25 protein-coding genes are annotated in these 25108 nt (G+C 71.7%); 13 read left to right on the plus strand and 12 right to left on the minus strand.

The annotated features are described in order from the left end of the window. Positions 1-260 precede the first annotated feature (260 nt). From ACWEVN_RS18240 to ACWEVN_RS18265, 6 genes are read left to right on the plus strand one after another with little or no spacing between them, the layout of a single operon-like run. Positions 261-1472, plus strand: coding sequence for an ROK family transcriptional regulator (locus ACWEVN_RS18240; RefSeq protein ID WP_452052022.1), 1212 nt, complete (start codon positions 261-263; stop codon positions 1470-1472). 11 nt (positions 1473-1483) lie between these two features. Further along, on the plus strand, positions 1484-2842 hold the full coding sequence (locus ACWEVN_RS18245) for an extracellular solute-binding protein (protein ID WP_452052005.1): 1359 nt from the start codon (positions 1484-1486) through the stop codon (positions 2840-2842). Then, positions 2839-3834, plus strand: coding sequence for a carbohydrate ABC transporter permease (locus tag ACWEVN_RS18250; protein WP_449687547.1), 996 nt, complete (start codon positions 2839-2841; stop codon positions 3832-3834). Before ACWEVN_RS18245 ends, ACWEVN_RS18250 begins: the two co-directional genes overlap by 4 nt. Further along, positions 3831-4724: a carbohydrate ABC transporter permease gene (locus tag ACWEVN_RS18255; protein ID WP_449687548.1), complete on the plus strand. Its 894-nt coding sequence runs from the start codon at positions 3831-3833 to the stop codon at positions 4722-4724. Before ACWEVN_RS18250 ends, ACWEVN_RS18255 begins: the two co-directional genes overlap by 4 nt. Further along, entirely contained in the window at positions 4721-5986 is a 1266-nt protein-coding gene (locus tag ACWEVN_RS18260; protein ID WP_452052006.1) for a 6-phospho-beta-glucosidase, read from the plus strand. Before ACWEVN_RS18255 ends, ACWEVN_RS18260 begins: the two co-directional genes overlap by 4 nt. Then, on the plus strand, positions 5983-6951 hold the full coding sequence (locus ACWEVN_RS18265) for an N-acetylglucosamine kinase (protein WP_449687551.1): 969 nt from the start codon (positions 5983-5985) through the stop codon (positions 6949-6951). Before ACWEVN_RS18260 ends, ACWEVN_RS18265 begins: the two co-directional genes overlap by 4 nt. A 55-nt stretch (positions 6952-7006) precedes the next feature. Here ACWEVN_RS18265 and ACWEVN_RS18270 read toward each other — a convergent pair whose 3' ends face one another. The 4 genes from ACWEVN_RS18270 to ACWEVN_RS18285 form a co-directional block, all read right to left on the minus strand. Then, positions 7007-7516 (minus strand): SRPBCC domain-containing protein, encoded by a 510-nt coding sequence (locus ACWEVN_RS18270; protein WP_452052007.1) that lies wholly within the window; start codon positions 7514-7516, stop codon positions 7007-7009. Then, positions 7513-7836: an ArsR/SmtB family transcription factor gene (locus ACWEVN_RS18275; RefSeq protein WP_103340579.1), complete on the minus strand. Its 324-nt coding sequence runs from the start codon at positions 7834-7836 to the stop codon at positions 7513-7515. The genes ACWEVN_RS18270 and ACWEVN_RS18275 overlap by 4 nt, the downstream gene beginning before the upstream one ends. An 88-nt stretch (positions 7837-7924) precedes the next feature. Continuing rightward, complete coding sequence (locus tag ACWEVN_RS18280; RefSeq protein ID WP_452052008.1) at positions 7925-9292, minus strand: GntT/GntP/DsdX family permease; 1368 nt, start codon at positions 9290-9292, stop codon at positions 7925-7927. After that, on the minus strand, positions 9289-9786 hold the full coding sequence (locus tag ACWEVN_RS18285; RefSeq protein WP_452052009.1) for a gluconokinase: 498 nt from the start codon (positions 9784-9786) through the stop codon (positions 9289-9291). The genes ACWEVN_RS18280 and ACWEVN_RS18285 overlap by 4 nt, the downstream gene beginning before the upstream one ends. A 103-nt stretch (positions 9787-9889) precedes the next feature. Between ACWEVN_RS18285 and ACWEVN_RS18290 the strand changes: the two genes are divergently transcribed. Further along, positions 9890-10594 (plus strand): FadR/GntR family transcriptional regulator, encoded by a 705-nt coding sequence (locus tag ACWEVN_RS18290; RefSeq protein ID WP_452052010.1) that lies wholly within the window; start codon positions 9890-9892, stop codon positions 10592-10594. A gap of 41 nt (positions 10595-10635) precedes the next feature. Then, positions 10636-11520 carry a cobalamin biosynthesis protein CobD/CbiB gene (locus ACWEVN_RS18295; protein WP_452052011.1) on the plus strand — a complete coding sequence of 295 codons (885 nt, stop codon included), beginning with the start codon at positions 10636-10638 and terminating at the stop codon, positions 11518-11520. Between the two features lies 1 nt (position 11521). Here the strand turns inward: ACWEVN_RS18295 and ACWEVN_RS18300 are convergent, their stop codons facing one another. The 5 genes from ACWEVN_RS18300 to ACWEVN_RS18320 all read right to left on the minus strand — a co-directional run bounded on the left by ACWEVN_RS18300 (position 11522) and on the right by ACWEVN_RS18320 (position 14628). Then, positions 11522-12139 (minus strand): FMN-binding negative transcriptional regulator, encoded by a 618-nt coding sequence (locus ACWEVN_RS18300; RefSeq protein ID WP_452052012.1) that lies wholly within the window; start codon positions 12137-12139, stop codon positions 11522-11524. A 50-nt stretch (positions 12140-12189) separates the two neighbouring features. Then, positions 12190-13023, minus strand: a complete 834-nt coding sequence (locus ACWEVN_RS18305; protein ID WP_449687559.1) for an SURF1 family cytochrome oxidase biogenesis protein — start codon at positions 13021-13023, stop codon at positions 12190-12192. A gap of 97 nt (positions 13024-13120) precedes the next feature. Beyond that, complete coding sequence (locus ACWEVN_RS18310) at positions 13121-13273, minus strand: hypothetical protein (RefSeq protein ID WP_452052013.1); 153 nt, start codon at positions 13271-13273, stop codon at positions 13121-13123. 64 nt (positions 13274-13337) lie between these two features. Beyond that, a complete protein-coding gene (locus ACWEVN_RS18315; protein ID WP_452052014.1) occupies positions 13338-13799 on the minus strand; it encodes a low molecular weight protein-tyrosine-phosphatase in 462 nt (153 codons plus the stop codon). Between the two features lie 262 nt (positions 13800-14061). Continuing rightward, the gene (locus ACWEVN_RS18320; RefSeq protein WP_449687562.1) at positions 14062-14628 is read right to left on the minus strand and encodes a chorismate mutase; all 567 of its coding nucleotides are present in this window, start codon (positions 14626-14628) and stop codon (positions 14062-14064) included. A gap of 31 nt (positions 14629-14659) precedes the next feature. On the opposite strand from ACWEVN_RS18320, the gene ACWEVN_RS18325 reads away from it, so the two are divergent. The 5 genes from ACWEVN_RS18325 to ACWEVN_RS18345 all read left to right on the plus strand — a co-directional run bounded on the left by ACWEVN_RS18325 (position 14660) and on the right by ACWEVN_RS18345 (position 21022). Continuing rightward, positions 14660-15481 (plus strand): Nif3-like dinuclear metal center hexameric protein, encoded by an 822-nt coding sequence (locus ACWEVN_RS18325; RefSeq protein WP_449687563.1) that lies wholly within the window; start codon positions 14660-14662, stop codon positions 15479-15481. A gap of 10 nt (positions 15482-15491) precedes the next feature. Then, on the plus strand, positions 15492-16229 hold the full coding sequence (locus tag ACWEVN_RS18330) for a zinc ribbon domain-containing protein (protein WP_310970690.1): 738 nt from the start codon (positions 15492-15494) through the stop codon (positions 16227-16229). Next, positions 16226-17359 carry a bifunctional RNase H/acid phosphatase gene (locus tag ACWEVN_RS18335; protein WP_449687564.1) on the plus strand — a complete coding sequence of 378 codons (1134 nt, stop codon included), beginning with the start codon at positions 16226-16228 and terminating at the stop codon, positions 17357-17359. Before ACWEVN_RS18330 ends, ACWEVN_RS18335 begins: the two co-directional genes overlap by 4 nt. Before the next feature lie 184 nt (positions 17360-17543). Next, on the plus strand, positions 17544-19286 hold the full coding sequence (locus ACWEVN_RS18340) for a hypothetical protein (protein ID WP_449687565.1): 1743 nt from the start codon (positions 17544-17546) through the stop codon (positions 19284-19286). A 494-nt stretch (positions 19287-19780) separates the two neighbouring features. Beyond that, positions 19781-21022 (plus strand): SLC13 family permease, encoded by a 1242-nt coding sequence (locus tag ACWEVN_RS18345; RefSeq protein ID WP_452052015.1) that lies wholly within the window; start codon positions 19781-19783, stop codon positions 21020-21022. A gap of 12 nt (positions 21023-21034) precedes the next feature. On the opposite strand, the gene ACWEVN_RS18350 is transcribed toward ACWEVN_RS18345, so the two are convergent. From ACWEVN_RS18350 to ACWEVN_RS18360, 3 genes are read right to left on the minus strand one after another with little or no spacing between them, the layout of a single operon-like run. Further along, positions 21035-23875, minus strand: a complete 2841-nt coding sequence (locus tag ACWEVN_RS18350) for an AAA family ATPase (protein ID WP_449687567.1) — start codon at positions 23873-23875, stop codon at positions 21035-21037. A gap of 31 nt (positions 23876-23906) precedes the next feature. Next, positions 23907-24434, minus strand: a complete 528-nt coding sequence (locus ACWEVN_RS18355; RefSeq protein WP_452052016.1) for a hypothetical protein — start codon at positions 24432-24434, stop codon at positions 23907-23909. After that, complete coding sequence (locus ACWEVN_RS18360; protein ID WP_449686774.1) at positions 24431-25009, minus strand: sigma-70 family RNA polymerase sigma factor; 579 nt, start codon at positions 25007-25009, stop codon at positions 24431-24433. Before ACWEVN_RS18360 ends, ACWEVN_RS18355 begins: the two co-directional genes overlap by 4 nt. Positions 25010-25108: the final 99 nt, after the last annotated feature.

Raw genomic sequence — 25108 nt, forward strand, 5'->3', positions numbered from 1 at the left:
GCCACATTGGGTGCGTTGAGCGCAACCAACGCCACATTGGGGCGCTTGAGGCGACCGCGAACCTTTGGCCGGGTCCGGCCGGTTCGGCGTAACTCGTTCACCGGTACGGCGTCCGCCTGGCCCAACGCGCCTCCAAGCGTTATCTCCCCGTTTCGCGAGACCGTTGACGGCTGTGCCCCGGCTCACTACAGTCCCCGGAAACCGTCTGTAAAGTATCCTAATTAAGTCCGGAGGAACGAGTGCGAGCCGGTAGCCCGCGGATGCTGCGCGAGATCAACGATCGCGCCGCCATCGAGGTCCTCCTGCGGGAGGGGCCGCTCACGCGGGCCGAACTCGAGCTCGCCATCGGCCTCTCCAAACCCGCCACCGCCCAGCTGCTCACCCGGCTCGAGCAGGACACCCTCGTCACCAAAGCCGGTGTGCGGGGCGGCGGCCGGGGGCCCCGCGCCCAGCTCTGGGCGGCCAACGGGAGCCTCGCCTTCGTCGCCGCCGTCGATCTGACGCCGCACGTTGCCGACTTCGTCGTCGCCGATGTCGCCGGGATCGTGCTCGCCGAACACCGGACGCCGCTGCCCGTGCACGCGGGTGCCGACGTCGTCGGGACCTTCGGCGAGGCCCTCCAGAGGGTCGCCGAAGAAGCCGGGATCAAGCGCGAAGACCTGGCCCACGTGGTGATCGGCGCGCAGGGGGCGTTCGATCCGCGGACCGGCCTGCTCTCCTCCGCGCCGCACATCCCCGGCTGGCTCGGCTTCGACGTCCCGCAGAAACTGTCCGACGAACTCGGCGTCGACGTGCTCATCGAGAACGACGTCAACCTGGTCGCCGTCGAGGAGATGACTGTCGGGATGGCGCAGGACGTCGACGACTTCGTCATGGTCTGGCTGTCCGAAGGCGTCGGCGGTGCCGTCGTCATCGGACGGCGGCTGCTGCGCGGAGCCACCGGCGGGGGCGGCGAAATCGACTGGATGCGGGTACCCGATCCGGCCACCGTGGACACCGGCGACGTCTGGCCCGCGGCCGGCGCCCGGTTCGGCAACCTGGTCGACTCGCCCGCCATCTGCCGGCTCGCCGCCGCCCACGGCATCCAGGCCGACACCGCCTGGGACGCCGTCGCGAAGACCGGACCGGACCACCCCTTCCGGCACGATCTCGCCAGGAGGGTCGCCGGTGGCGTCGCCAACCTCGTCGCCGTCGCCGATCCGCAGCTCGTCCTCCTCTGCGGCGACACCAGCCGGGCCGGCGGCGAGGAGTTCGCCGCGCTCGTGCAGGACAAGCTGCACGAACTCGTCCTGCCGCGCACGCCCGTCGGCTGCGCTTCCGTGCAGGGCAACGCCGTTCGCGCGGGCGCCCTCCAGTCGGCGCTCGCCACCACCCGTGAGGACGTCTTCGGCGTCGTCACCCCCACGCTCCTCGGGTCGCGCCGGCCCGAGGGCGACAGCACCCGTCCCCGACCGAGTAGCCCCAACCGATGAGGAGGAGGGCCATGCCCCCGACCACCCGGACCCGCCGTGGCGCCCTGCTGGTGGCCGCCGCCGCGGCGTCCGTCTTGCTGACCAGCGCCTGTTCCGGCGCCGCCGCCCCGAGCGGGGGTGACGCGGCCGCCGCGCCCGGCAAGGACGACAAGCTCACGCTCACCGTGTACTCCAAGTTCACCGACCGCGAGTACGGCGTGGTCACCGCGGGCCTGAACAAGCTCAAGGCGAAGTTCCCGAACATCGAGATCAAGCACGAGGGCAACCAGGACGACGACAAGCTCACCCAGTCGATCCGCGGCGGCAACCCGCCCGACGTCGCGATCTCCTTCTACACCGACAACCTCGGCGCCTGGTGCTCCACCGGCAGCTTCCAGGACCTCAAGCCCTACATCGACCGCGACAAGATCGACCTGAACCAGATCCCCGAAGCGGTCCGCAACTACACCGAGTACCAGGGCAAGCGGTGCGCGATGCCGATGCTCGCCGACGTCTACGGGCTCTACTACAACAAGGACATGTTCGCGGCGAAGGGCATCACCTCGCCGCCGAAGACGACCACGGAGTGGTTCGAGGACGCCAAGAAGCTCACCGAGTTCAACCCGGACGGCTCGATCAAGGTCGCCGGCTTCCTGCCCTCGATGCCGTTCTACGCCAACCAGGCCCAATACTGGGCGCCGAACTTCGGCGCGCCGTTCCTCGGCCCGGACGGCAAGTCCGACCTCGCCAGCAACCCCGGCTGGAAGGCGATGTTCGAGTTCCAGAAGAAGATGATCGACTTCCTGGGCGGGCACGACAAGGTCGAGCAGTTCAAGGCCGGCCTCGGTGACGAGTACTCCGCCGACAACGGCTTCCACAAGGGCAAGCTGGCGATGATCTACGACGGCGAGTTCCGCACGGCGTTCCTCAAGGACCAGGCGCCGAACGTCAACTACGCCACCGCGCCCGCGCCGGTGCTGGACAGCATGGCCGACCACTACGGCGGTGGCTTCACCACCGGCACGATCATCGCGATCCCCAAGGGCGCCAAGAACCCCGGTGCCGCGTGGGAGCTCATCAAGCAGGTCACCCTGGACACCGACACCCTGGTGGACATGGCCAACGGCCTGAAGAACGTGCCCAGCACCAAGGCGTCGCTGACCTCGCCGAAGCTGGACCTGCAGCCGCAGTTCAAGACGTTCCTCGACATCTACGACAGCGGCAAGCTGGTCGCCAACCAGACCACCCCGATCGGCGACGCGCACCTCAAGGCGGTCAACGACTTCGCCGAGAAGTGGCAGGCCGGCTCGGTGCCCGACCTGACCGCGGGCCTGGCGAAGGTCGACGCCCAGATCGACGACGAGCTCAAGCAGAAGGGCGCGGGCGGATGACCTCCACCGCCGTCCCGGTCAAACCCCAGGGTTCCCCGTCCGCGCCGAGCAAGGCGCGGGCGGGGGCCCGCCGGGCCAAGCGCCGCCGGACCGTCCTGTTCTTCATGGCCCCGGCGTTCCTCGGGTTCCTGATCTTCTTCGGCTACCCGCTGATCGCCACGGTCTACTACTCCTTCACCCGCTACGACCTGATCAACCCGCCGCAGTTCATCGGCTTCGACAACTACATCCGGATGTTCACCACCGAGCCCCTGGTGGGCACGGCCGCGTACAACACGCTGTGGCTGGTGGTCGTCCTGACGGTCTGCCGGGTGGTGTTCTCCCTCGGCATCGCCTCGGTGATCTCGCGGCTCAAGTCGGGTGTCGGGCTGGTCCGCACCCTGTGCTACCTGCCGACCCTCGCCCCGCCCGCGGCGGCGACGCTGGCGTTCGTCTTCGTGTTCAACCCGGAGTTCGGCCCGGTCAACCGGTTCCTGCGGCTCGTCGGCATCGACGGCGGCCTGTGGTTCAACAGCCCGGCGATGTCGAAGCCCGCGCTGACGCTGCTCGCGCTGTGGGGCTCCGGCGAGCTGATGATCATCATCCTGGCCGCGCTGCTGGACGTCCCGACCGAGCAGTACGAGGCCGCCGAGCTCGACGGCGCCGGCCCGATCCGCCGGTTCTGGCACGTCACGCTGCCGTCGATCTCGCCCGTGCTGCTGTTCGGCGTGGTCAACTCGATCATCTACGCGCTGCAGTTCTTCACCCAGGCGATCGTGGCGGCCTCGGCGAGCGCGGGTACCGCGGACGTCGCCGGCAACTCGAAGCTCATCGGGGCACCGCAGAACTCGACGCTGACCTACCCGATCTGGCTGTACGTACAGGGTTTCCGCTACTTCAACATGGGTTACGCGGCCGCGATGGCCGTCCTGCTGTTCATCGTGAGCTCCGGGTTCACCTGGATCCTCGTGCGGCAGCTGCGGAAGTCCCAGCACCAGGAGGAGGGGGCATGATCACGCTGTCCGACACCGCGCGCAAGCCGCCGGTGTCCGTGCCGCCGCGCGTGCGGTTCAAGCGCACCTGGGACAAGCGGCTGTCCTTCGTCGCCACCCACGCGATCGGGATCGCGCTCGGCGTGATCTTCATGCTGCCGCTGCTGTTCGTCTTCCTCACCGCGGTGATGAAGAGCGACCAGGCGATGACGGCGAGCCTGTGGCCGAGCGAATGGCACTTCGAGAACTTCGTCAAGGTGTTCCAGAAAGCGCCGCTGCTCGAATACTTCGGCAACAGCCTGCTGTATTCGGCGCTGGCCACCGCGGGTGCGCTGCTTTCGGCGATTCCGGCGGCCTACGCGCTGGCGAAGCTCAAGTGGCGCGGGCAGAACCTGTTCTTCATGCTGACCGTGGCGGCGATGCTGCTGCCGCCGCAGGTCACCGTCGTGCCGCTGTACGACCTGTGGGTGCGGATGGGCCTCACCGGCACGCTCGTTCCGCTGATCGTGCCGTACTTCTTCTTCGACGCCTTCTCGATCTTCCTGCTCCGCCAGTTCTTCCTCACCATTCCGAAGGACTACCTCGAAGCGGCGAAGATCGACGGCTGCAACGAGTTCCAGGCGATGTACCGCGTGCTCATCCCGATGGCCAAGCCCGGGATCGCGGCCACCGCCATGTTCTGCTTCCTGTTCACCTGGAACGACTACTTCGGGCCGCTGCTCTACACCGGCGAGAACCAGGACCACTGGCCGCTTTCGCTGGCCATCGCGTCCTTCCGCGGCATGCACCACGTCGAGTGGAACATGACGATGGCGGCCACCGCGCTGATCATGGCGCCGGTGATCGTGCTGTTCATCTTCGCGCAGAAGTCGTTCGTCAAGGGCATCACATTCACGGGGGTCAAGGGATGAAGCTGGCAGTCGTCGGTGGCGGGTCCACCTACACGCCGGAACTGATCGACGGGATCGCCGGCCGCCGGTCCACTTTGGACGTCGACGAGATCGTGCTGGTCGACCCGGACGCCTACCGCGTCGAGGCCGTCGGCGGGTTCAGCCAGCGCCTGCTCGACCACGCCGGGCACCCCGCGCGGGTCAAGACCACGCAGTCGCTCGAAGAGGGCGTCGACGGCGCTTCCGCCGTGCTGATCCAGCTGCGCGTCGGCGGGCAGCGGGCGCGGCGCTCGGACGAGACGTTCCCGCACGCCTGCGGCTGCGTCGGCCAGGAGACGACCGGCGCGGGCGGGCTGGCGAAGGCGCTGCGCACGGTGCCGGTGGTGCTGGACATCGCCGACCGCGTCCGCAAGATCGCCGGCGACGACACGTGGATCGTCAACTTCACCAACCCGGTCGGCATCGTCACGCGGGCCCTGCTCAACGAGGGGCACCGCGCGGTCGGCCTGTGCAACGTCGCGATCAACCTGCAGCGGCAGTTCGGCCGGCTCCTGGGCGTCGGCGCGGACGACGTCAAGCTCGTCCACACCGGCCTCAACCACCTGAGCTGGGAGCGCGGCGCGCTCGTCGACGGCGTCGACCGGCTGCCCGAGCTGCTGGAGCACCACCTGGACTACCTGTCCACCGAGGTCAGCGTGCCCCAGAAGTGGCTGCGGCGGCTGAACGTCGTGCCGTCGTACTACCTGAAGTACTTCTACGCGCACGACGAGCAGGTCACCAAGCAGCGCACCGAACGCCCGCGCGCCGACGTCGTCTCCGATGTCGAGGAAGAGCTGTTGAAGATCTACCTCGACCCGGAGCAGAACACCAAGCCGGAGTCCCTCGAGAAGCGCGGCGGCGCGTACTACTCGGAGGCCGCCGTGCAGCTGGTGCACGCGCTGACCGCGGGCGGCCCGGCCGAGGAGCACGTGGTGAACGTCCGCAACGAGGGCACCTTCCCGTTCCTGCCGGACGACGCCGTCATCGAGGTTCGATCCACTGTGGACTCAAAGGGTGCTGCGCCGATCCCGCAGCCGCCGGTCGAGCCGAACTTCTCCGGCCTGATCGCGGCGACCACGGCGTATGAGTTCCTCGCGCTGGAGGCGGCGCTGAAGGGTGGCCGCGACCGCGTGGCCGACGCCCTGCTGGCACACCCGCTGGTCGGGCAGTACTCGAAGGCCGACACGCTCGCCGATTCGCTCGTGCAGATCAACCGCGAGTACCTGCCCTGGGCACGCGGATGAAGCCTGCCATCATCGCGATCGACGGCGGCAACAGCAAGACCGAGGTCCTGGTGATCTCGCAAGACGGTGTCGTGCTGGGATCCGCACGCGGCCCCGGCGCGTCGCCGCAGAACATCGGCGTCGCCGGCTGTGTGGCGGCGCTGGAAGAACTGGTGCTCGAGGCGTATCCCGCGTTCGACGGGAGGCCGTCCGCGGTGCACACCTCGGCGTACCTGGCGGGCCTCGACTTCCCCCGGGAAGAAGAGGTGCTGCACGCGGCCCTGGCGGCGCGCGGCTGGAGCGACACGCTGACCGTCGGCAACGACACCCTCGCGCTGCTCCGGGCGGGCAGTGCGGGGGTGGGCGTCGCGGTCGTCTGCGGCGCCGGGATCAACGGCGCCGGCGTCGGCCCCGACGGCCGCGTGCACCGCTTTCCCGCGCTGGGCAAGATTTCCGGCGACTGGGGCGGCGGCTACCGGCTCGGCGAGGAGGCCCTGTGGTGGGCCGTGCGCGCCGAGGACGGCCGCGGCCCGCGGACCTCGCTGAGGCCGGCGGTGGCGGCCTACTTCGGGAAGCCGACGCTGCTGGACGTCGTGCAGGGCCTGCACTTCGAGGAGATCGACCCGGCGTCGATCCACGGCCTCTGCCCGCTGCTGTTCGAAGTCGCGGCGGCCGGCGACGAGGTCGCGCAGGACATCGTGACGCGATTCGTCGAAGAGGTCAGCGTGTTCGCGGCGGTGATCCTCCGCGAGCTGGACCTGACCGAGGACGCCCCGGAGATCGTCCTCGGCGGCGGCGTCCTGACCGGCGTCGGCACGCCGGTGATCGCGGAGATCGAGAAGCGGTGCCTGAAGGTGGCGCCGCGCGCGGTGGTCCGGGTCGTCGACGTCAACCCCGTGGTGGGCGCGGCCTTGTTCGGACTCGACACGCTGGGGGCGCCCGAGGCCGCGAAGGCGGCCCTGAAGGCGGCGACCCAGCGCGTCTGAAGACTCTGGTGGAGCCTGTCCCGAAGCGGCGCGGGACAGGCTCCGCCAGACCCCCTTACGGCGCCGGGACCAGGACCTCGCCGGTCTCCAGCAGCGACTTGAGGTCCGAGAGCACCCAGGCCCAGCCGCCACCGGCGTTCTCGCCCGGCCCGGCGTCGACGTCCTCCATCTGCCCGCCTACCAGGGCGGCCGTGTTCGGCGCGCCGGTGACGTCGTGGGTGACGGTGAGCCGGGTGCCCGCGGTCTTCGTCTCTTCGATGTCGTAGGTGAGGGTCGTGTAGGGCTCTTCGGCGAGCTCGGGGCTCATCAGCAGCTTCCAGGTGATGACGAGCTTGCGCGGCGGGTCGACTTCGACGACCTCGCCGTCGACGAGGTCGCCGGTGAACCCGGCGTCGACGAACTCCTGCGTCGGCCGGGTCCGGTGCTTACCGCCGGCCTTGAGGTCGAAGTCGGCGAGGCCGGTGTAGCCGTACTTCCGCGTCCACTCGGGCTTGGTGATGGCCTCCCAGATGCGCTCCGGGGTGGCCTTGATGTAGACGCGGTGGACCTGCACGGTGTTCGTCATGGTTCTTCGCCTTCCAGCTCGTTCTTGAGGTCGAGGAGCGCGGTGACCCGGCGCTCGGTGTACTTGTCGATCCACCGGTCGTGGATCTGGCGGATCGGGACGGGGTTGAGGAAGTGCCGCTTCTCGCGGCCTTCCTTCCTGGCGACGACGAGCCCGGCTTCTTCAAGGAGCTTCAGGTGCTTCATGACGCCGAAGCGGGTCATCTCCACCTGGGTCTCCAGCTCGGTGAGCGTGCGGCCGTCACGCTCGAAGAGCAGGTCGAGCAGGAACCGGCGGGTGGGATCCGCCAGCGCCTTGAACACCAGGTCGTCGTCGGGCACGTCAGCGAGAATAGGTGACCAAAAGGTCACATGTCAACGAGTGAAAAAGGCCGCCACCCGCGGTGGGTGGCGGCCATGGTCACCACGGCTAGACGACCAGCGACAGCGGCAGGATCAGCGCGATCGCGACCACCGAGATCAGCGTCTCCATCACCGACCAGCTCTTCAGCGTCTGCCCGACCGAGAGCCCGAAGTACTCCTTGACCAGCCAGAACCCGGCGTCGTTGACGTGCGAGAAGAACAGCGACCCGGCGCCGATCGCGAGGACCAGCAGCGCGCTCTGCGACGGGTCCATCGTCGCCGCCAGCGGGGCCACGATGCCCGCCGCCGAGACGGTGGCGACCGTGGCCGAGCCCGTCGCCAGGCGGATCGCCACCGCGACCAGCCAGCCGAGCAGCAGCGGGGACAGGTTCGCGTCCTTGGCCAGGCCGGTGATGACGTCGCCGACGCCGGCGTCGACCAGGGTCTGCTTGAAGCCGCCGCCCGCGCCGACGATCAGGATGATGCCGGCGATCGGGCCGAGCGAGTCACCGACCACAGTGGACAGCTTTTCGCGGCCGAGCCCGGCCGGGCGGCCGAGCAGCACCATGCCGACCAGGACCGCCGCGAGCAGCGCGATCAGCGGGTCGCCGACGAAGTCGAAGACCTTGCGCGCCTGGTTGTCCTTGGCCAGCAGGATGTCCGAGAGCGCTTTCGCCAGCATCAGCACGACCGGCAGCAGCACCGTCGTGAGCGTCGCGGCGAAGCTCGGCCGCGGCTTGTCCGTGTCGGCGCGTTCGGGGATCAGCCGCTCGGGGGCGACGGCGTCCGGCACCAGCCGGGCCGCGACCTTGCCGAACAGCGGGCCCGCGACGACCAGCGTCGGGATGCCGACGAGCAGGCCGAACGCCAGCGTGACGCCGACGTTCGCGTTCAGCGCGCCGGCCGCGGCGAGCGGGCCGGGGTGCGGCGGGACCAGGCCGTGCAGCACGGAAAGCCCGGCGACGGCGGGAATGCCCAGCAGCATCAGAGGTTTCCCGGTGCGCTTGACCGCCAGCAGCACCACCGGAATCAGCATGACCAGGCCGATCTCGAAGAACATCGGCAACCCGATCAGGGCGGCGACCAGGGCCATCGCCCACGGCAGCGCGGCCCCGCGGGCCTTGCCGAGCACGGTGTCGACGATCTGGTCGGCGCCGCCGGAGTCGGCCAGCAGCTTGCCGAGCATCGCGCCAAGGGCGATCAGGATGCCGACGGAGGCGACCGTGCTGCCGACGCCTTTGCTGAAGGTCTCGATCACCTTGGTGATCGGCAGCCCGGCGATGAGGCCGAGCGCGAGCGACCCGATCGTCAGCGACAGGAACGGGTGCAGCTTCACCTTCGTGATCAGCACGACGATGACGGCGATCGCGACGACCGTCGCGATGATCAGGCGGGTGTCGTGGCCGGTCCAGCCGGCGGCGAGGACGGCGTTCACGCGTGCTCCCGGAAGGCGGTCAGCGCGGCTTCGGTGATCTCTTCCGGGGTGCCGCTGGAGTTGTCGAGGACGACGCCGGCCTCGTCCGGCTGGAGCGGTTCGAGGTCGGCGAGCTGCGAGTCCAGCAGCGACACCGGCATGAAGTGGCCCTTCCGGGTCTTCATCCGCTCGGCCAGCCGCGCGCGGTCGACCTGCAGGTGGGCGAACCAGACGTCGCCGCCGGTGCGCAGGACGTCCCGGTACCGGCGCTTGAGCGCGGAGGACGTCACGACGCCGCCGGTGGCCTGGTGCTCGCGGATCCAGCCGGCGATGGCTTCGAGCCAGGGCGCGCGGTCCTCGTCCGTCAGCGGCGTGCCGGCGGTCATCTTCTCGATGTTGGCCTTCGGATGGAACGTGTCCGCTTCCGCGTACTCGACGCCCAGGGCCTCGGCGAGTGCCGTGCCGATCGTCGTCTTCCCGGAGCCTGACACCCCCATCACCACGATGACGGTCATCCGCACCTCCCACTTCGTTGTGCCCAGGTGAGTGAAACTCAAAAGTACTACTTATTCAAGATGAAGTACTACTTAATCGAATCAGACGGCTAAGTTGCCGGGGGTGAGGCATGAGCAGGTCCTGGACGCCCTCGGTGCGGCGATCGCGAACGGTTCCCTTGAGCCGGGCAGCGTGCTGCGCTCGGAAGACCTTCAAGAACGCTTCGGCGCTTCGCGGACCGTCGCCCGCGAAGTCGTCCGCGTGCTGGAGACGATGCAGCTGACCACCAGCAAGCGCCGGGTCGGCGTGATCGTCCGGGAGCCGGCGGAGTGGAACCACTACGACCCGCGGCTGATCCGCTGGCAGCTCGACGGGCCGGCCCGCCCGGCGGCGCTGGCCACGCTGAACGAGCTCCGGTCGGCGATCGAGCCGTGCGCGGCGCGGTACGCGGCCCTGCGCGCGACGCCCGAGGAGCGCGGCCGGCTGGGCGCGCTGGGGGAGCGGCTGGCGCGGACGGCCCGCGCCCGCGACCTCTCGGCGTTCCTCGGCTTCGACATCGCCTTCCACGACCTGCTGCTCGCCGCGTCCCGCAACCCGATGTTCGGGCAGCTGTCGGACGTCGTCGCGGAGGTGCTCACCGGGCGGACCGGGCACGGCCTGATGCCGCCGGAGCCGCAGCCCGAGGCGGTGGCGCTGCACGTCGAGGTGGCCGCGGCGGTGGCGGCGGGGGACGCGGACCGGGCGGAGCGGGCGATGCGCGACATCGTCGTCCAAGCCCGGGACGAGATCGCTGCCCTGGTGGCGGAGGGGCCGGCCGAGGCCGAGTAGCCTCCGGTGGGAACTGGACTTTCTTCCGCCGGGGGGCACGGGTGAGCGCGGCGCGCGCGATCGGACTGGTGTTGGGCGTGGCGGCCGACGGCGCCCTCGGCGACCCCCGCCGCCGCCTGCCGGTGACGGCGTTCCGGCGTCTCCCGCGCCGGCCGGCGGTCGTGGTCGCGGGCGTGCTGGTCGCGTGCGGGGCGGCGCTGGAGCGGGCGAGCCGCGGCCGCCCCTTGGTGCAGGCCACGGCGACCGCGGTGACGACCTGGGCGGTCCTCGGCGCGGCGGGCCTGGCCCAGCAGGGCACGGAACTGGCCCGCGACCTGGAGGAGTGCCGCTTCGAACCGGCCCGGGCCACGCTGTCCGAACTGGACCCCCGGGTGGCGGACGGCTTGGGCGCGATCGCGCTGTCCCGGGCGTCGGTGGAGACGCTGGCGGAGAACACGTCGGACGCGGTGGTGGCTCCGCTGGTGTGGGGCGCGCTGGCGGGCGTGCCGGGGCTGCTGGGCGCGCGGGCGGTGAGCTTGCTGCGCCGGTCCCGCGTCGGCCGGCGCGGGCACTGGGCGGTGGACCGGGCCGACGAGCTGGTCCACCTGGTCCCGACCCGCGTGGCGGCGGGGCTGACGGTGCTGGCGGCCCCGGTGGTCGGCGGCTCGGCCGGCGGCGCGTGGCGGGCCTGGCGCCGCGACACGATCGCCCACCCGAGCCCGAACGCCGGTCGCGTCGAGGCGGCGTTCGCCGGAGCGCTGGAGATCCGCGTCGGCGGGCGGACGGTGTACCCGCACGGGGTGCTGGAGCTGCCGGTGCTGGGCGTGGGCCGCAACCCCGACGCGGGGCACGTGACGCGCGCGGTGGAGCTGTCACGGGTGGTGGGCTGGCTCGCGGGGGCGACTTCGGTGGTGGTCGCCGTTCTGGTGGGCTTCAGGCGCCGCTGACTCAGCCCCGCCGCCGCAACTGGGCCCGGGCTTCGTCGTCCAGCGGTCCGCCCCGCGCGGCCAGCCGGGCCCCGATCCGCTCGCGGTCCTCGGCCGTCTTGTTGCCGCCGAACTTGAACTTCGCCCGGACGCCGGTGATCGTCAACTCGATCCCGCGGATCCCCGGCAGCAACCGCCGGTCCGGGGCGTCCCGGTCCGCGCTCACCGGGGCCCGGGCGCCGTCCGGCTCGAAGTGCCGCAACTGCTCGTCGAGCAGTGCCGCCTTCGCCGCCGGGTCGTCGACCAGCCGGACGTCCCCTTCGAGCTGCACCGTCGCGTAGTACGACGTCGGGACGCCGAGAGCCGGGTCCCCGGTCGTGTTCCAGTCCGCGCGGATGTACGTGTAGTCGCCGAGCACCGTCAGCAGCGCTCGCGGGTGCTCCTCCAGCAGCGGCCAGATCGGGTTCGGCCGGGCCAGGTGCGTGACGATCGTGCCTTCGCCGTCGAACGCGAAGTGCGCCGGCGTCACCACGGGCAGGTCCCGGCCGCGGCCGCCGGCGATCAGCTGGCCGAAGTCGTGCGCGGCCAGCCACTCCCGCCACTCGGAGCCGGACGGCGCATCCCACGGGTGGATCAGCATGACCCGAGTATCACCACCGCAAGTGGCCTCACCACAGGGCCATTTCCGGCCTACTTCTGATGGCCACTTTCGGCGAGTTCGTCCTCGGCGAGGATCTCCGCGACGGACTTCCGCCGCGCCGGCGCCGCGGCGGAGGTGTCCAGCGCCCCGCCCGGCTTCAACTCGCGCACGGTGAAGTACAGCCAGCCGAGCAGCGCCATCGCGCCGAAGGCGATCCACTGCAGCGCGTACGACAGGAACGGTCCCGAGTCCGTCTGCGGCAGCGGCAGCGCGCCGAGCACCCCGGGCTGGCCGACGTCGAGCTGGAAGTACCCCGGCCGGATGTCGAGCCCGCCCGCCCGCGCGACGACCCGCGAGTCGACGACGTAGCTCTGCAGCCGTCCGCCGGTGGAGGCGTCGGCGAAGGCGGCGCGGTTCTTGGGGTCGGTCTCGTCGGCCCGCACCCGGGCGGTCACGGAGACGGTCCCGGCCGGCGGCGGCGCGAACGGCAGCGCGGCCGACTTGCTGTCCAGCCGGACGTACCCGCGGTCGATCAGCACGACCGTGCCGTCGGTGGTCCGCATCGGCGTCAAGACTTCGAAGGCGCCTTCGCCCTGGACCGTCCGCAGCCGCGCGATGACTTCCTTGTCCGGCAGGTACTGGCCGGTGATCGAGACGAGGTGCCATTCGGTGTGCTGACCGGGCACGCTCCCCGGCGGCAGCAGCTGCGCGAGCGGCACCGGCGCGGCGGTGAACGACGTCTCCAGCGCGGCGTTCTGCTGCTCCCGCTCGGTGTTGCGGCTGAACTGCCACGGCGAGAGCAGGGTGAAGCAGCAGATGGCGAAGGTGAACACCACCGCCGTCAGAGCCAGCCACCCGGGCTTCAGCAGGAACCGCAACCGCACCCCACCACGGTAGGCCGTGCCCCGCCCGGGCCGCCCGCCGACCTCCGTCACCGGTGACGGAGGCCGGACGAACCACCCGGGCGGGGCGAACCCGGCGTCAGCGGTCCAGCCGCCACTGCCGCCTCGGGTTCCCGGCGACGCAGACGTCCGTGATCACCCCGGCGCCCGGGGCGACGGTGAAGACGGGTGCGTCCAGCCGGGCCAGGACGAGGTTCCGGCACGAGCGCGGTGACTCCGGCGGTCCGCCCACCCACGGTCACGGTGGCGGTCCCGCCGGCCGAGTGGATCAGGACACCGCGCGCCTGCGACGCCGATCACGCATGGGTGCGGACCCAGTCCAGCAACCCGGGGACCGTGCGCTCGACCATGCCGAGAACGTCTTCGAAGCCGTCGTCGCCGCCGTAGTAGGGGTCCGGGACCTCGGCGCCCTCGGGGGCCGACGGGTCGAACGACCGCAGCAGCCGCACCTTGCCCGGGTCGTCGACCCGCGCGCGCAGGAACTCGAGGTGCCCCTCGTCCGCGGCCAGCAGCAGGTCGGCGGCGAGGTCCTCGTCGGACACCTCGGACGCGACGTGGGAGGTGGGGTAGCCGTGCGCCTTGAGCGTCGCGCGGGCCCGCTTGTCGGCGGGCTCCCCGGCGTGCCACGGACCGGTGCCGGCACTGGTGACGTGCACGGCGTCCCCGAGCCCGGCCTCGTCGAGCCCGGCCCGGAACACCAGCTCGGCCATCGGAGAGCGGCAGATGTTGCCGGAGCAGACGAAGACGATGTGCGGCACGCCCCGAGCGTAACCACCGGCCGACCCCGCCCGGGCCGCGAGGCCCGTGCGTAACCACCGGGTTCACCCGGTCACCCGCCCGCTCGGCGGTATCCGCGGCCGATGGCGCCCACTTAGCGTCGATCGGGCGAGGACGCGAACCGGAAGGAGAGCGATCATGCACGGGTGCTGCTCGAAGTGCACCGGTCAGGGCTGTGGCTGCTGCGGCAACTGCAACTGACCCCACCCGGCGCCGCGGCGGCCCTGACGCCGCCGGGGCGCCCTACCCCGCCGTGCAGGTCGCCGACGTCGCCTCGGCGAGCGCCCGCACGTGCAGCGCGTCGAACCGGTGGAAGACGTCCACCACGTCCGCCGTCACCAGTTGCTGCAGCGGGCACGTCCGCGCGGCCCGCACCGGCACCGTCGCCGCCAGTTCCGTCAGCAGCCCCGTGTTGAGCCCGTCGATCACCGGGCGGATCCGCGAAAGGTCCGGCCGCGGCGAAGGGACTTCCGACGGGTGCGCGTCCCAACGCGCGTAGAGGCCGCGCTGCACCAGCTTGTTCGCCTCGATCTGGGCGCGGAAGAACCGCACCGCGTCCGCCGGGTCGAGGCCGAGACCCGGGGCGCGCGACGCCACCGAGTCGTAGATCTGCTGCTCCCGCACCGGGTCGTCGATCGGCGACGGCGTCCCGTACTTGGCCGCCGCCACCTGGTCGGCGATCGCGACCCGCTGGGCCGCCAGGTCCGTCAGCCGCCACAACGACGGCACCGAAGCCGATGCCGGGGCCGCGAAGAGCGGCGACGCGGCGAGGACCGCCGTCACCGTGACGAGCAGGGACCGAAGGCGCATGGCCCGGAACGCTACATGCGAAAATCACCGCGTGCCCGCCCTTTCCGAAGTCATCTCCGTGCTGGAACGGGCCTACCCGCCCGAGCTCGCCGAGTCGTGGGACGCCGTCGGCCTCGTCTGCGGCGATCCCGCCGAACCCGTGCGCCGCGTGCTGTTCTGCGTCGACCCCGTCGCCGAGACCGTCGACGAAGCCGTCGAGCTCGGCGCGCAGCTGATCGTCGCGCACCACCCGCTGCTGCTGCGCGGGGTGCACGGCGTCCCGGCCGACACCGCCAAGGGCGCGCTCGTCCACCGGATGATCCGCGAAGGCATCGCCCTCTACTGCGCGCACACCAACGCCGACTCCGCCGACCCCGGCGTCTCGGACGCCCTCGCGCAGGCGATCGGCCTCCGCGTCACCGGCCCCCTGGAGCCGAAGGCCGACGGCGTCACCGGCATCGGCCGGATCGGCGAGCTGCCCGAGCCGGAGCCGTTCGCGGTGTTCGTCCAGCGCGTCGCGGACGCCCTCCCGGCGACCGTGCCCGGCGTGCTCGGCGCGGGCGACGCCGACCGGCCGATCCGCACCGTCGCCGTCTCCGGCGGGGCCGGGGACTCCTACCTCAAGCAGGCCACCGAGGCCGGTGTCGACGCCTTCGTCACCGCCGACCTGCGGCATCACCCCGCCGGCGAGCACCTCGCCGGCCGCGGCCCGGTGCCCGCGCTGGTCGGGCTGACCCACTGGGCCAGCGAATGGCCCTGGTGCGGGCAAGCCTCGGCGCTCGTGGCCGACGCCTTTGCGGGTAACGTCGACGTTCACGTCTCCACGCGGCGCACCGACCCGTGGAACGTCCGCGCCGAGCGCACATCGATCTAAGAGGAGCACCGTGAAGGCCGAACCCGCCGTGCAGCGCCAGTTGCTCGAGCTCGCCAAGGTGGACGCCGAGCTCTCGCGCACCGCGCACCGCCGTCGCACCCTGCCCGAGCTGGCCGAGATCGACGCGGGAGAGAAGACCGTCCGCGAGCGCCGCGACGCGCTCGTGTCGGTGGAGACCGCCGCCTCCGACCTCGACCGCGAGATCGCCCGGCAGGAGAAGGAGATCGAGTCGGTGCGCGCCCGCGAGGACCGCGACCGCAAGCTCCTGGCCTCCGGCACGGTGAACGCGAAGCAGATGACCGACATCGAGCACGAGCTGCAGTCGCTGGAGCGCCGCCAGAGCGCGCTGGAGGACGACCTGCTGGAGCTGATGGAGCAGCGCGAGGCCCTCGGCCTGGACGCGCAGCGCACCGGCGCCGAGGTCGACAAGGCCGAAGCCGAGGTCGCCGCCGCGATCGCCCGCCGTGACGAGGCGTTCAAGGACCTCGACACCACCCGCGCGCGCCGCGCCGAAGACCGCGAGAAGCTCGTGCCGCGCTTCCCGGAGCCGCTGCTCAAGCTGTACGAGCGCGTCCGCGAGCACAAGGGCATCGGGGCGGCGCTGCTGCGGGCCCGCCGCTGCGGCGCCTGCCAGCTGGAGCTGGACCGCAACACGGTCAGCGAGATCAAGGCCGCGCCGGAGGACGAAGTCATCCAGTGCGAGAACTGCGGCGCGATCCTGGTCCGGACCTTGGAGTCGGGTCTGTGACCTCGCACGTCATCGTCGAGGCCGACGGCGGCTCCCGCGGCAACCCCGGGCCGGCCGGGTACGGCGCGGTGGTTCGCGACGCCGACGGCGAAGTCCTCGCCGAGCGCAAGGAAAGCCTCGGCGTGGTCACCAACAACGTCGCCGAGTACAACGGCCTGATCGCCGGCCTGGCCGCGGCGGCCGAGCTCGGTGCGTCCACTGTGGACGTCCGGATGGACTCGAAGCTCGTGGTCGAGCAGATGTCCGGGCGCTGGAAGATCAAGCACCCGGACATGCAGCCGCTCGCGGAGCGGGCCAAGGAGCTGGCCGCGGCCTTCTCTCGCGTCAAGTACGAGTGGATCCCGCGCGCGCAGAACTCCCACGCCGACCGCCTGGCCAACGAGGCCATGGACGCGGCGACCGGCAAGCCCGCCGCGGGGCGCCCCGGAACCGCCGCCAAGCCCCAGCTCCCGACCCGCAAGCCGGACCGCGCGACGGTGGCGTGGACCGGCGCGAAAGGCACCCCCACCCGGCTACTGCTGCTCCGGCACGGCCAGACCGAGATGTCGGCGCTGCGCCGCTACTCCGGCCGCGGCGACGTCCCGCTGACCGAGCTGGGCCGGGCGCAGGCGGCCGCGGCGGCGAAGCGGCTGGCCGCGACCGAGGGCCTGGTCGTCGACGGCGAGGCCGTCCCGATCGTCTCCTCGCCGCTGACCCGCACGAAGCAGACCGCGCAGGCCGTCGCCGACGCGCTCGGCGGCCGCGTCGAGACCCACCCCGGCTTGATCGAGACCGACTTCGGCGAGTGGGAGGGCCTGACCTTCGCCGAAGCGGCCGACCGCGACCCCGAGCTGCACCGCTCCTGGCTCGGCGACAGCTCGGTGCCGCCGCCCGGCGGGGAGAGCTTCGACGTCGTCCACCGGCGGGTCCGCAAGGCCCGCGACGAGCTCATCGCCGAGCACGGCGGGAAGACGTTGGTGCTGGTCAGCCACGTGACGCCGATCAAGACGCTGCTGCGGATGGGCCTCGACGCCGGCCCGCAGCTGCTGTTCCGGCTGCACCTGGACCTGGCGTCCCTGTCGATCGTCGAGTTCTACCCGGACGGGAACGCTTCGGTCCGCCTCGCCAACGACACCTCGCACCTGGCCTGACCGGCGAAAATGTGGGGTGGATCACGCTCAACACCGACGCGTGGCGGACCCCGGATGGGGTATTGGCTACAGTGTCTCGACCGCGTCGCCGCGGTGGCGGGTCTCGAAGATCGACCCAGTCAGGGGGCGCCAGCTCGCGCGTATCCCACCGGCAGAAGCCTGCGGGCGGAACAGTGACGAGGACATGACGGCTAGCGCACTCACCGAGACCTCCCCGAGCGACGTCCCCGAGGACCCGGCCACCACCACGGCCACCCGCGGCTGGGGCGCGCGCCTGGCGCCGGTGCTGGCCGTGCTCGCCGGCGTCGCGGCCGTGGCCGTGCACGCCACCCGGTACGGCCATTGGATCGTCGACGACGCCGCCATCACCTTCTCCTACGCCCGCAGCTTCGCCGACGGCCTCGGCCCCGTGCTGCAGCCGGGCGCGCCGCCGGTCGAGGGCTTCTCCGACCCGACGTGGATGGTGCTGCTCGGCCTGGGCAAGGTCGTCGGCCTGTTCGACCACGGCGCGATCTTCGGCATCCCGGACTACGTGCTGTACCCGAAGGCGCTGGGCCTGCTGTTCACCGGCGGCGTCCTGACGGCCTGCCACATCGCCGCGAAGCAGATCTTCACGCGCTTCGCCTGGCTGGCGACGCTGATCGCGGGCCTGACGCTGGCGACGATCCCGTCGTACGTCATCTGGGTCGTGTCCGGCCTGGAGAACTCGCTGTTCGCGTTCGCGGTGGTCACCCTCGGCGTGACGCTGTTCGTCGCGGTGCGCAAGGACCGGCTCCTGACCCCCAAGGTCGCGCTCTGGGCCGGGGTCCTGGTGGCGTTCGCCGCGCTGACCCGCCCGGAAGGCCTGATCTACGCGGGCGCGTACCCCCTGGCGGCGCTGTTCCTGCTGCGCTCGGGGCTGTTCTGGAAGAGCTTCCGGCTCGCCCTGCTGTCGGTGGCGGCGTTCGCGGTGCCGTTCGGCGCGTACGTCGTCTGGCGCCACGCGGAATTCGGGCGGCTGCTGGCCAACCCGTCGGTGGCGAAGCAGCAGGGCCTGCCCGGCTTCGACGCGGTCAAGCGGCCGTTCGAGCTGGTCGGCTACGCGGGCTGGGCCGGTGTCGTCGCGTTGGCGCTGGTGATCGTGTTCGCGCTGGTCAAGGCCCCGTGGCGGCGGTCGCTGATCGCGCTGCTGGTGCCGCTGGGACTGGGGATCGTCGCGTACGGCGTGATGGTCGCCGACTGGATGTACCAGCACCGGTTCGCCAGCCCGATCTGGGCGCTGGCGGTCATCGCGGGCACGCTGTCGGCCGGTGAACTGCTGCGCCACCGGCAGGTGCTGCTGCGCGCGGGGATCGTCGTGGTGCTGGTGGGCGCGTTCGTCCCGTCGGCGGTCGGGTTCGCGGCCGCGGCGGACAAGTTCGCGAAGAACCCGAACATCACGGCGTGCCTGGTGGCCGACCGCTTCGGCCGCGGCTTCAACACGTACGCGGACATCCTGGGCCTGCAGAAGGCGTCGCTGCTGCTGCCGGACCTGGGCGGTTCGTCGATGACCAGCCGGCTCGAGCTGGTCGACATGGCGGGGCTGGTCAACAAGCCGATCGCGGACCTGGTCCACGACAACGACCTGGCGGGCCTGCGCAACTACGTGTTCGACACGGTCAAGCCGACGTTCATCCACTCGTGGGGCCCCTGGGCGGCGGGCAACGGCATCGCGCTGGACCCGCGCCTCGACCGCGACTACGTGCTGATCTATTCCTCGCCGATCGAGGGCCTGCGCAACGGAGACTGGGTCCGCCGAGACGCGGTGACGGACCCGGCCAAGCTGAAGGCGGCCCAGGACTACGCGGCGAAGACGATCCCGGCCGTGGCGGCCGACCGCTTCGGCGGCCCCCTCGACGACTGCGGCGCAACGATGAAGCCAGGCCAGACAATCACCATGCCCAGCTGACCCCACGCTTCCTCACCCCCAGCCCCGGCCCGCCTCCAGCCGGACCCGGCGGGTCAAGCCCGGCCCCGACGTGACCGAGCCCGGAACTCGCGTGATCGAGCCCGTAACTCGCGTGACCGAGCCCGGAACTCGCGTGATCGAGCCCGTAACTCGCGTGACCGAGCCCGCAACTCGCGTGACCGAGCCCGGAACTCGCGAGTTACGGCCTCAAACACGCGAGTTCCGGCTTCAAACACGCGAGTTACGGCCTCAAGCACGCGAGTTCCGGCCTCAAACACGCGAGTTACGCGTCCGGTCCCACGTGATGCCCCGCTGATCACCCGTGATGCCCCGCCAGGCACGCGTCATGCCCCATCGAGCCCGCTCGAGGGCTCGCTCCAGGCCGCGCGGGGCCGGCCGGCCAGTCCACTTCGGACCCCGGCTCGCGGGGGCGCCCCCCGGTTCCACGCTACCCGGTGGCACCGACGAAATCGGGCCGCGGTTAGCGTGAACGCGTGAATCTCCTCGCGGGCGCGGCCAGCCTGCTGCTCCTCGCCGGTGTGCTCGTCTTCGCCATCGTGCGGCCGCGGGGGTGGCCCGAAGCCGTTGCCGCCGTTCCCGCCGCCGGGGTTGCCCTTCTTCTCGGCCTGGTGCACCCCGCCGCCGCGGGGGAGCGGGCGGTGGAAATCCTGCCCACGCTGGGGTTTCTGGCCGCTATCCTGCTTTTGTCCTTTTTGGCCAGTGTCGACGGCGTCTTCGCCTGGCTCGGCAACCGGCTCGCCGAGGCGTGCCACGGCCGGCCGCGGCGGCTGCTCGTGCTCACCTTCGCCGCCGCCGCCGGGGTCACCGCGATTCTCAGCCTGGACGCCACCGTCGTGCTGCTCACCCCCGTCGTCCTCGCCACCGCCACCAGCCTCGAACTGCCCGCGCGGCCGCACGTCTACGCCTGCGCGCACCTGGCCAACTCGGCGTCGACGCTGCTGCCCGTCTCCAACCTGACCAACCTGCTCGCCTTCGCCGCGTCCGGGCTGACCTTCGCCGGGTTCACCGCGCTGATGGCCCTGCCGTGGCTGGTCACCATCGGCCTCGAACTGCTCGTCTTCCTCTGGTTCTTCGAGGCCGACCTGCGGCCGCGGGAGACGCCCGAACCGCGGCAGCACCTGGAGACGCCGACCTTCTCGCTCGTCGTCCTCGGGCTGACGCTCGCCGGGTTCGCCGTCGGGCAGCTCGGGCACGTCGAACCCGGCTGGATCGCCGCGCTGGCCGCCCTCGTCCTCGGCGTGCGCGCGCTCGCGCAGGGCAGGATCCGGCCGTGGCAGCTGGTCACCGAGGCCGCGCCGCAGCTGTGCCTGTTCGTGCTCGGCCTGGCCGTCGTGGTCGAGGCCGTGTCGGAGCACGTCCTCGGCGGCGTCCTCCGGGACGTCCTGCCGACGTCCACCGGCCTGGTCGACCTCCTGGTCGCCGCCGGGGTGGCCGCGCTGCTGGCCAATCTGGTCAACAACCTGCCCGCCACGCTGATCCTGCTGTCGGTGCTGGGCCCGCACCCGGCGCCGGGTGTGCTGCTGGCGGTGCTGCTCGGCGTCAACATCGGCCCCAACGCGAGTTACCTCGGCTCCCTGGCGACCCTGCTCTGGCGCCGGACGCTCCCGAAGCCGCCCTCCTTCAAGACGTTCCACGTCCTCGGGGCGCTCACGACCCCGCTGTGCCTGGCCGCGGCCACCGTCGCGCTCTGGCTGGGCCTCGGACTCGCGACCTGACCGAAAGCCGCGTCAGCGGCCGTCCACCCGCTGGGAAGACTTCGCCAGCGCGCCACCGAGCTCCGCCCGCCCGGGGATCCCCAGCTTCCGGTACGCCCCGGACAGGTGCAGCTCCACCGTCCGCCGCGTCAGGTGCAACGCCGTCGCGATCTCGCGGTTCGTCAGCCCCTGCGCCGCCATCACCGCGATCCGGTTCTCCTGCCGGGTCAGCCCGTGCTCGTTGTCCTTCGCCGGCGTCAGCGCCCGCCGCGCCGAGCGCAGCTCCTCCGCCGCCCGGCGGGCCAGCGGCCGCGCCCCGCACTGCTCGCTCAGCTCCACCGCCTGCCGCAGCGTCTCGATCGCCTTTTCCGACTGACCGTGCCGGGCCTGCAGCGTCCCCAGCTCCGTCAACGCCGTCGCCAGCTGCAACCGCGCCGGGGACGACCGCAACGTCGTGATCGCCTTCTGCAACGCCCGCTCGGCTTCATCGTCCTCCCGGACCAGCCCCAGCGTCGTCAACGCCGTCCCCAGCGGCCGCGCGGCGCCCCACCGGGCCGACGCGTTGATGTCCTCTTCGGCCAGACGGGCCGCGTCGTCGGTCTGGCCCAGCGCCAGCGCCGCGCGCGCCGCGTGCGCCCGCCACGGCACGAACCCCGGGAACCGCATCCCGTGGTGCGCCAGGCGGCGGCCGCAGCTCAGCAGGTCCTCGAACCCGAAGCGCGTGTACCCCGTCGCGACGCGCAGGCGGCCGCGCGCGTAGAGCAGGTACGTGTGCGTGAACAGGCCCTGGCTGGCGACGAAGTCCATCCGGTCCAGCAGGGACGTCGCCGCCTCGAAGCGGCCCAGGTCCACCCAGCATTCGACGAGTTTCGCCGCGCACAGGACGCCGACCGGGCACGTCGTCGTCGCGCCGCGTTCGTCGAAGCGGCGCAGCAACGACTCGAAGTGGACGCTCGCGCGCTGCAGGTCGCCGCTGGCCTGCAGGGCGATCCCGCGGGCCAGGGTGGGGAGCGCGCCGTGCGGCACGTGGACGTCCCAGGGCTCGCGCTCGACGTCGAGGACCCGGCACAGCCGGTCGACGTGGGCCGGCTCGTCCGCGAGCACCGCCGTGGCCAGCGTGAAGAAGTAGTGCTGCTCGAACAGGTCGCCGTCGTCGCCCGCCACTCCCCGGGTGGCAGCGCCGGCCTGGGCCGGAGCCCCGGCTTGGCTCAGCGCGTCGGCGAAGTGGCCGATGGCGTCCTGCGCCGACTCGCCGCTGCGGACCGCGTCCAGCGCCAGCAGCGCCGAGCGGCTCCGCTGGGCCGCCGGGTCGGTCAGCGGTGCCCACTGCTCCTCGAAGTCGCGGAACTCCGGGGGCGGGCCGAGCCGGCTGCCGGCCTCGGCGAGGTAGGTCATGCACAGCAGCGGCCACACCGCGTCCGGGCCGCCCGCGTCGAGCCGCGCCGCGATCTGGCCCGCCGCGCTGATCCCGAGCCGGGCGTCCTGGCCGCCGCACAGCGACAGCAGCATCGCGGTGGCGATGTACGCGGCCGTCTCGCGGTTGCCGACCGTGTCGACGGCCTCCCGCACCCGCTTCGCCGCGGCGGGCGGGTCGAACTGGAACTCCGCGTGCGCGAGCTGCAGCAGCACGGCCATCCGGCGCCCGGACGTCAGCCGCTCCTCCAGCGCCCGGCGCAGGTGCCGCGCGGCCAGCTCGGGCCGTCCGGAGAACACGGCGTCGCGCGCGCTCAGCCGCAGCACGTCCACCGCCCACGGGATCCGGATCGACGGCGCTTCCAGCAGGTGGGCGGCCACGCGCTCGGGCAGCGCCCCCGCCTCGGTCAGCAGCTTCGCCGCCCGCGAGTGGTTGACCGCCCGCGTCGTGTGCGGCATGTCCTTGAGCAGGGAGTTGCGGACGAACGAGTAGGTCAGCGTCGGCTGGTCGCTGTTGGTCAGCACGTGCAGCCGGACCAGGGTGTCGATCGCCTGCAGCGCGTCGAGCTCGTCGACGCCGGCCAGCCGGGCCAGCAGGTCGAAGCCGGCGTCCTCGCCGAGGATCGCCGCCGCGTGCAGGATGGCCGGCGCGTGCGGGAACTCCTGCACCCGCGTGGTGAGCACCTGCCCGATCAGCGACGAGCCGAGCTCGTGCGGGTCCGCGCCGGGCAGTAGCCGCGGCCGCAGCGCCTGCAGCAGCACCGGGTTGCCGCCGGTCGCCTCGCGGCAGGCGGAGGCCAGCTCGCCGGGGGCGAGGCCGAGGACCTCCGCCGCGGCCGCGTCGCCGAGGCCGTTCAGCGTGACGGTGAGCGGCGTGCTCCCCACCATGTCCAGCAGCGCGACCTCGCGGTGCTGCGGGTAGCCGATGACCGACGTCAGCACGACCAGCACCGGCAGGTCGAGCACGCGGCTGCGGAGGTAGGCCAGGCACCGCATGGACCAGGCGTCGGCCAGGTGGATGTTGTCGATGCCGAGGAACAGCGGACCGCGGTCGGTGGCGTCGCGGACGATCCGGAAGAAGAGGTCGAGCGCTTCGCTCTCGCCGGCCGCCCCGCACAGCTCGGCGACGGGCGGGCGCGGGGGCGCGCCGGGCTCCTCGAGCGCGTCGGCCAGCTGGCGGACGACCCCGCCGGCCAGGTGGCTTTCCAGCCGCGACCCGGTGGCCGTCGCGATGGTGAAGCCCGCGTCCGCGGCCAGCGCCGCGGTGGTCCGCAGGGTGGCGCTCTTGCCCATGCCGAACTCCCCGGCCAGCACCGCGTTGGCGGCCGCGCCGCCCAGGACGACCGGGAAGAGACCGGTCAGGCGGCCGAGCTCGGGCTCGCGGCCGGGGAGCCGCGGGGCGGGACGCTTCGGTACCGAAGCCCCGCTGGCGGGGTGCTCGGGATTTACTTCGGTATCCACCGTAAGGACTTTCATGTTGGGTTGGGGCAGACTACTGGAAACCGGCCGACCACGGGAGAGACCGCGGTGCGCGGCCGGTACCGGCGACGACCTGACCAGGGGAGACGATGGACGCAGGGCTTGCGAACCGGATCTTCCCGACCACCGGCCGGTGCGCGCAGAGGGCGGTGACATACGCGGCTTCGCCGCGGGCCGGGGGCTCTGCCACCCGGACCCCCGCAAGAGTCGTGACATCCGCGGCTTCGCCGCGGGCCGGGGGCTCTGCCACCCGGACCCCCGCAAGAGTCGTTGCGGCCACGCCGAGCGCAAGCAGCAGGAGCGGGCCGGCCGCGGGCCCCCGCCGGGCCGCCGAGTCCGCCGACTTCCGGCGCCGGGCCGCCCCGTCGCCCGGCGGCAGGTAGCCGAGCCGCACCGCTTCGGCCAGCGCACCGGCCACCGGGGTGAACCCGGCGACCCGGCGCCGGCAGCGGGCGCAGTTCCGCAGGTGGGCTTCGAACTCTTCCGGATCGTCGTGGACACCGAGCCCGTAGGCCGCGGTGTCCCCCTTCCGCCCGCTCATCGGATCGTCACTTCCCCGAGCGCTTTCCGCAATTGCCGCATCGCCGTGTACAACCGCGATTTGACGGTTCCCTCGGGAATTCCGAGAATTTCCGCCGCCTGTCGAACGGTGTTTCCCGCGAGATACGTCTCGTAGATGACCGACTGATATTTGGCGTCCAGTTCCCGCAATGCCCGAGTAATCGTTAGCGCGGCTAACGAGCTGTCCGTACGGTCTGTGGACTCGGCGTTTTCCGGGATCTCCAGAGCGACCTCCTGCGGGCGGACGCGGCGATTCCTCCAGCCGTCGATGACGATCCGCCGGGCCACCGTGAGCAGCCATCCGCGCAGCATTCCGGGCTCGCGCTCGAGCGTCGCGGAGTGCTGCCAAGCCCGGATCATGGTCTCCTGCACCACGTCTTCGGTCCACTGCCGGTCATGGTTGGTCAGGGCCAGGACCTGCGCAAACAGGGTGGCGCGGAAGTCTTTGTAGAGCAGCGGGACGAGGTCGTCCCCCGCCGCGGGGTCGGTGTCGACCGCAGTTGCGGACGACGCGTAGCCGACCTGGCCGCGACTTTCTCTTCCTGCTGCTTCCATAAAGCTCGCAACCTCACCTGACTGGCGGACCGTAGGGTCATCGGAGCGTAGCGCAAAATCACTTAATAGGCCATATGCATCAGTTTCACGGCTCAATTC

The organism is Amycolatopsis sp. NPDC003861, from assembly GCF_053605405.1.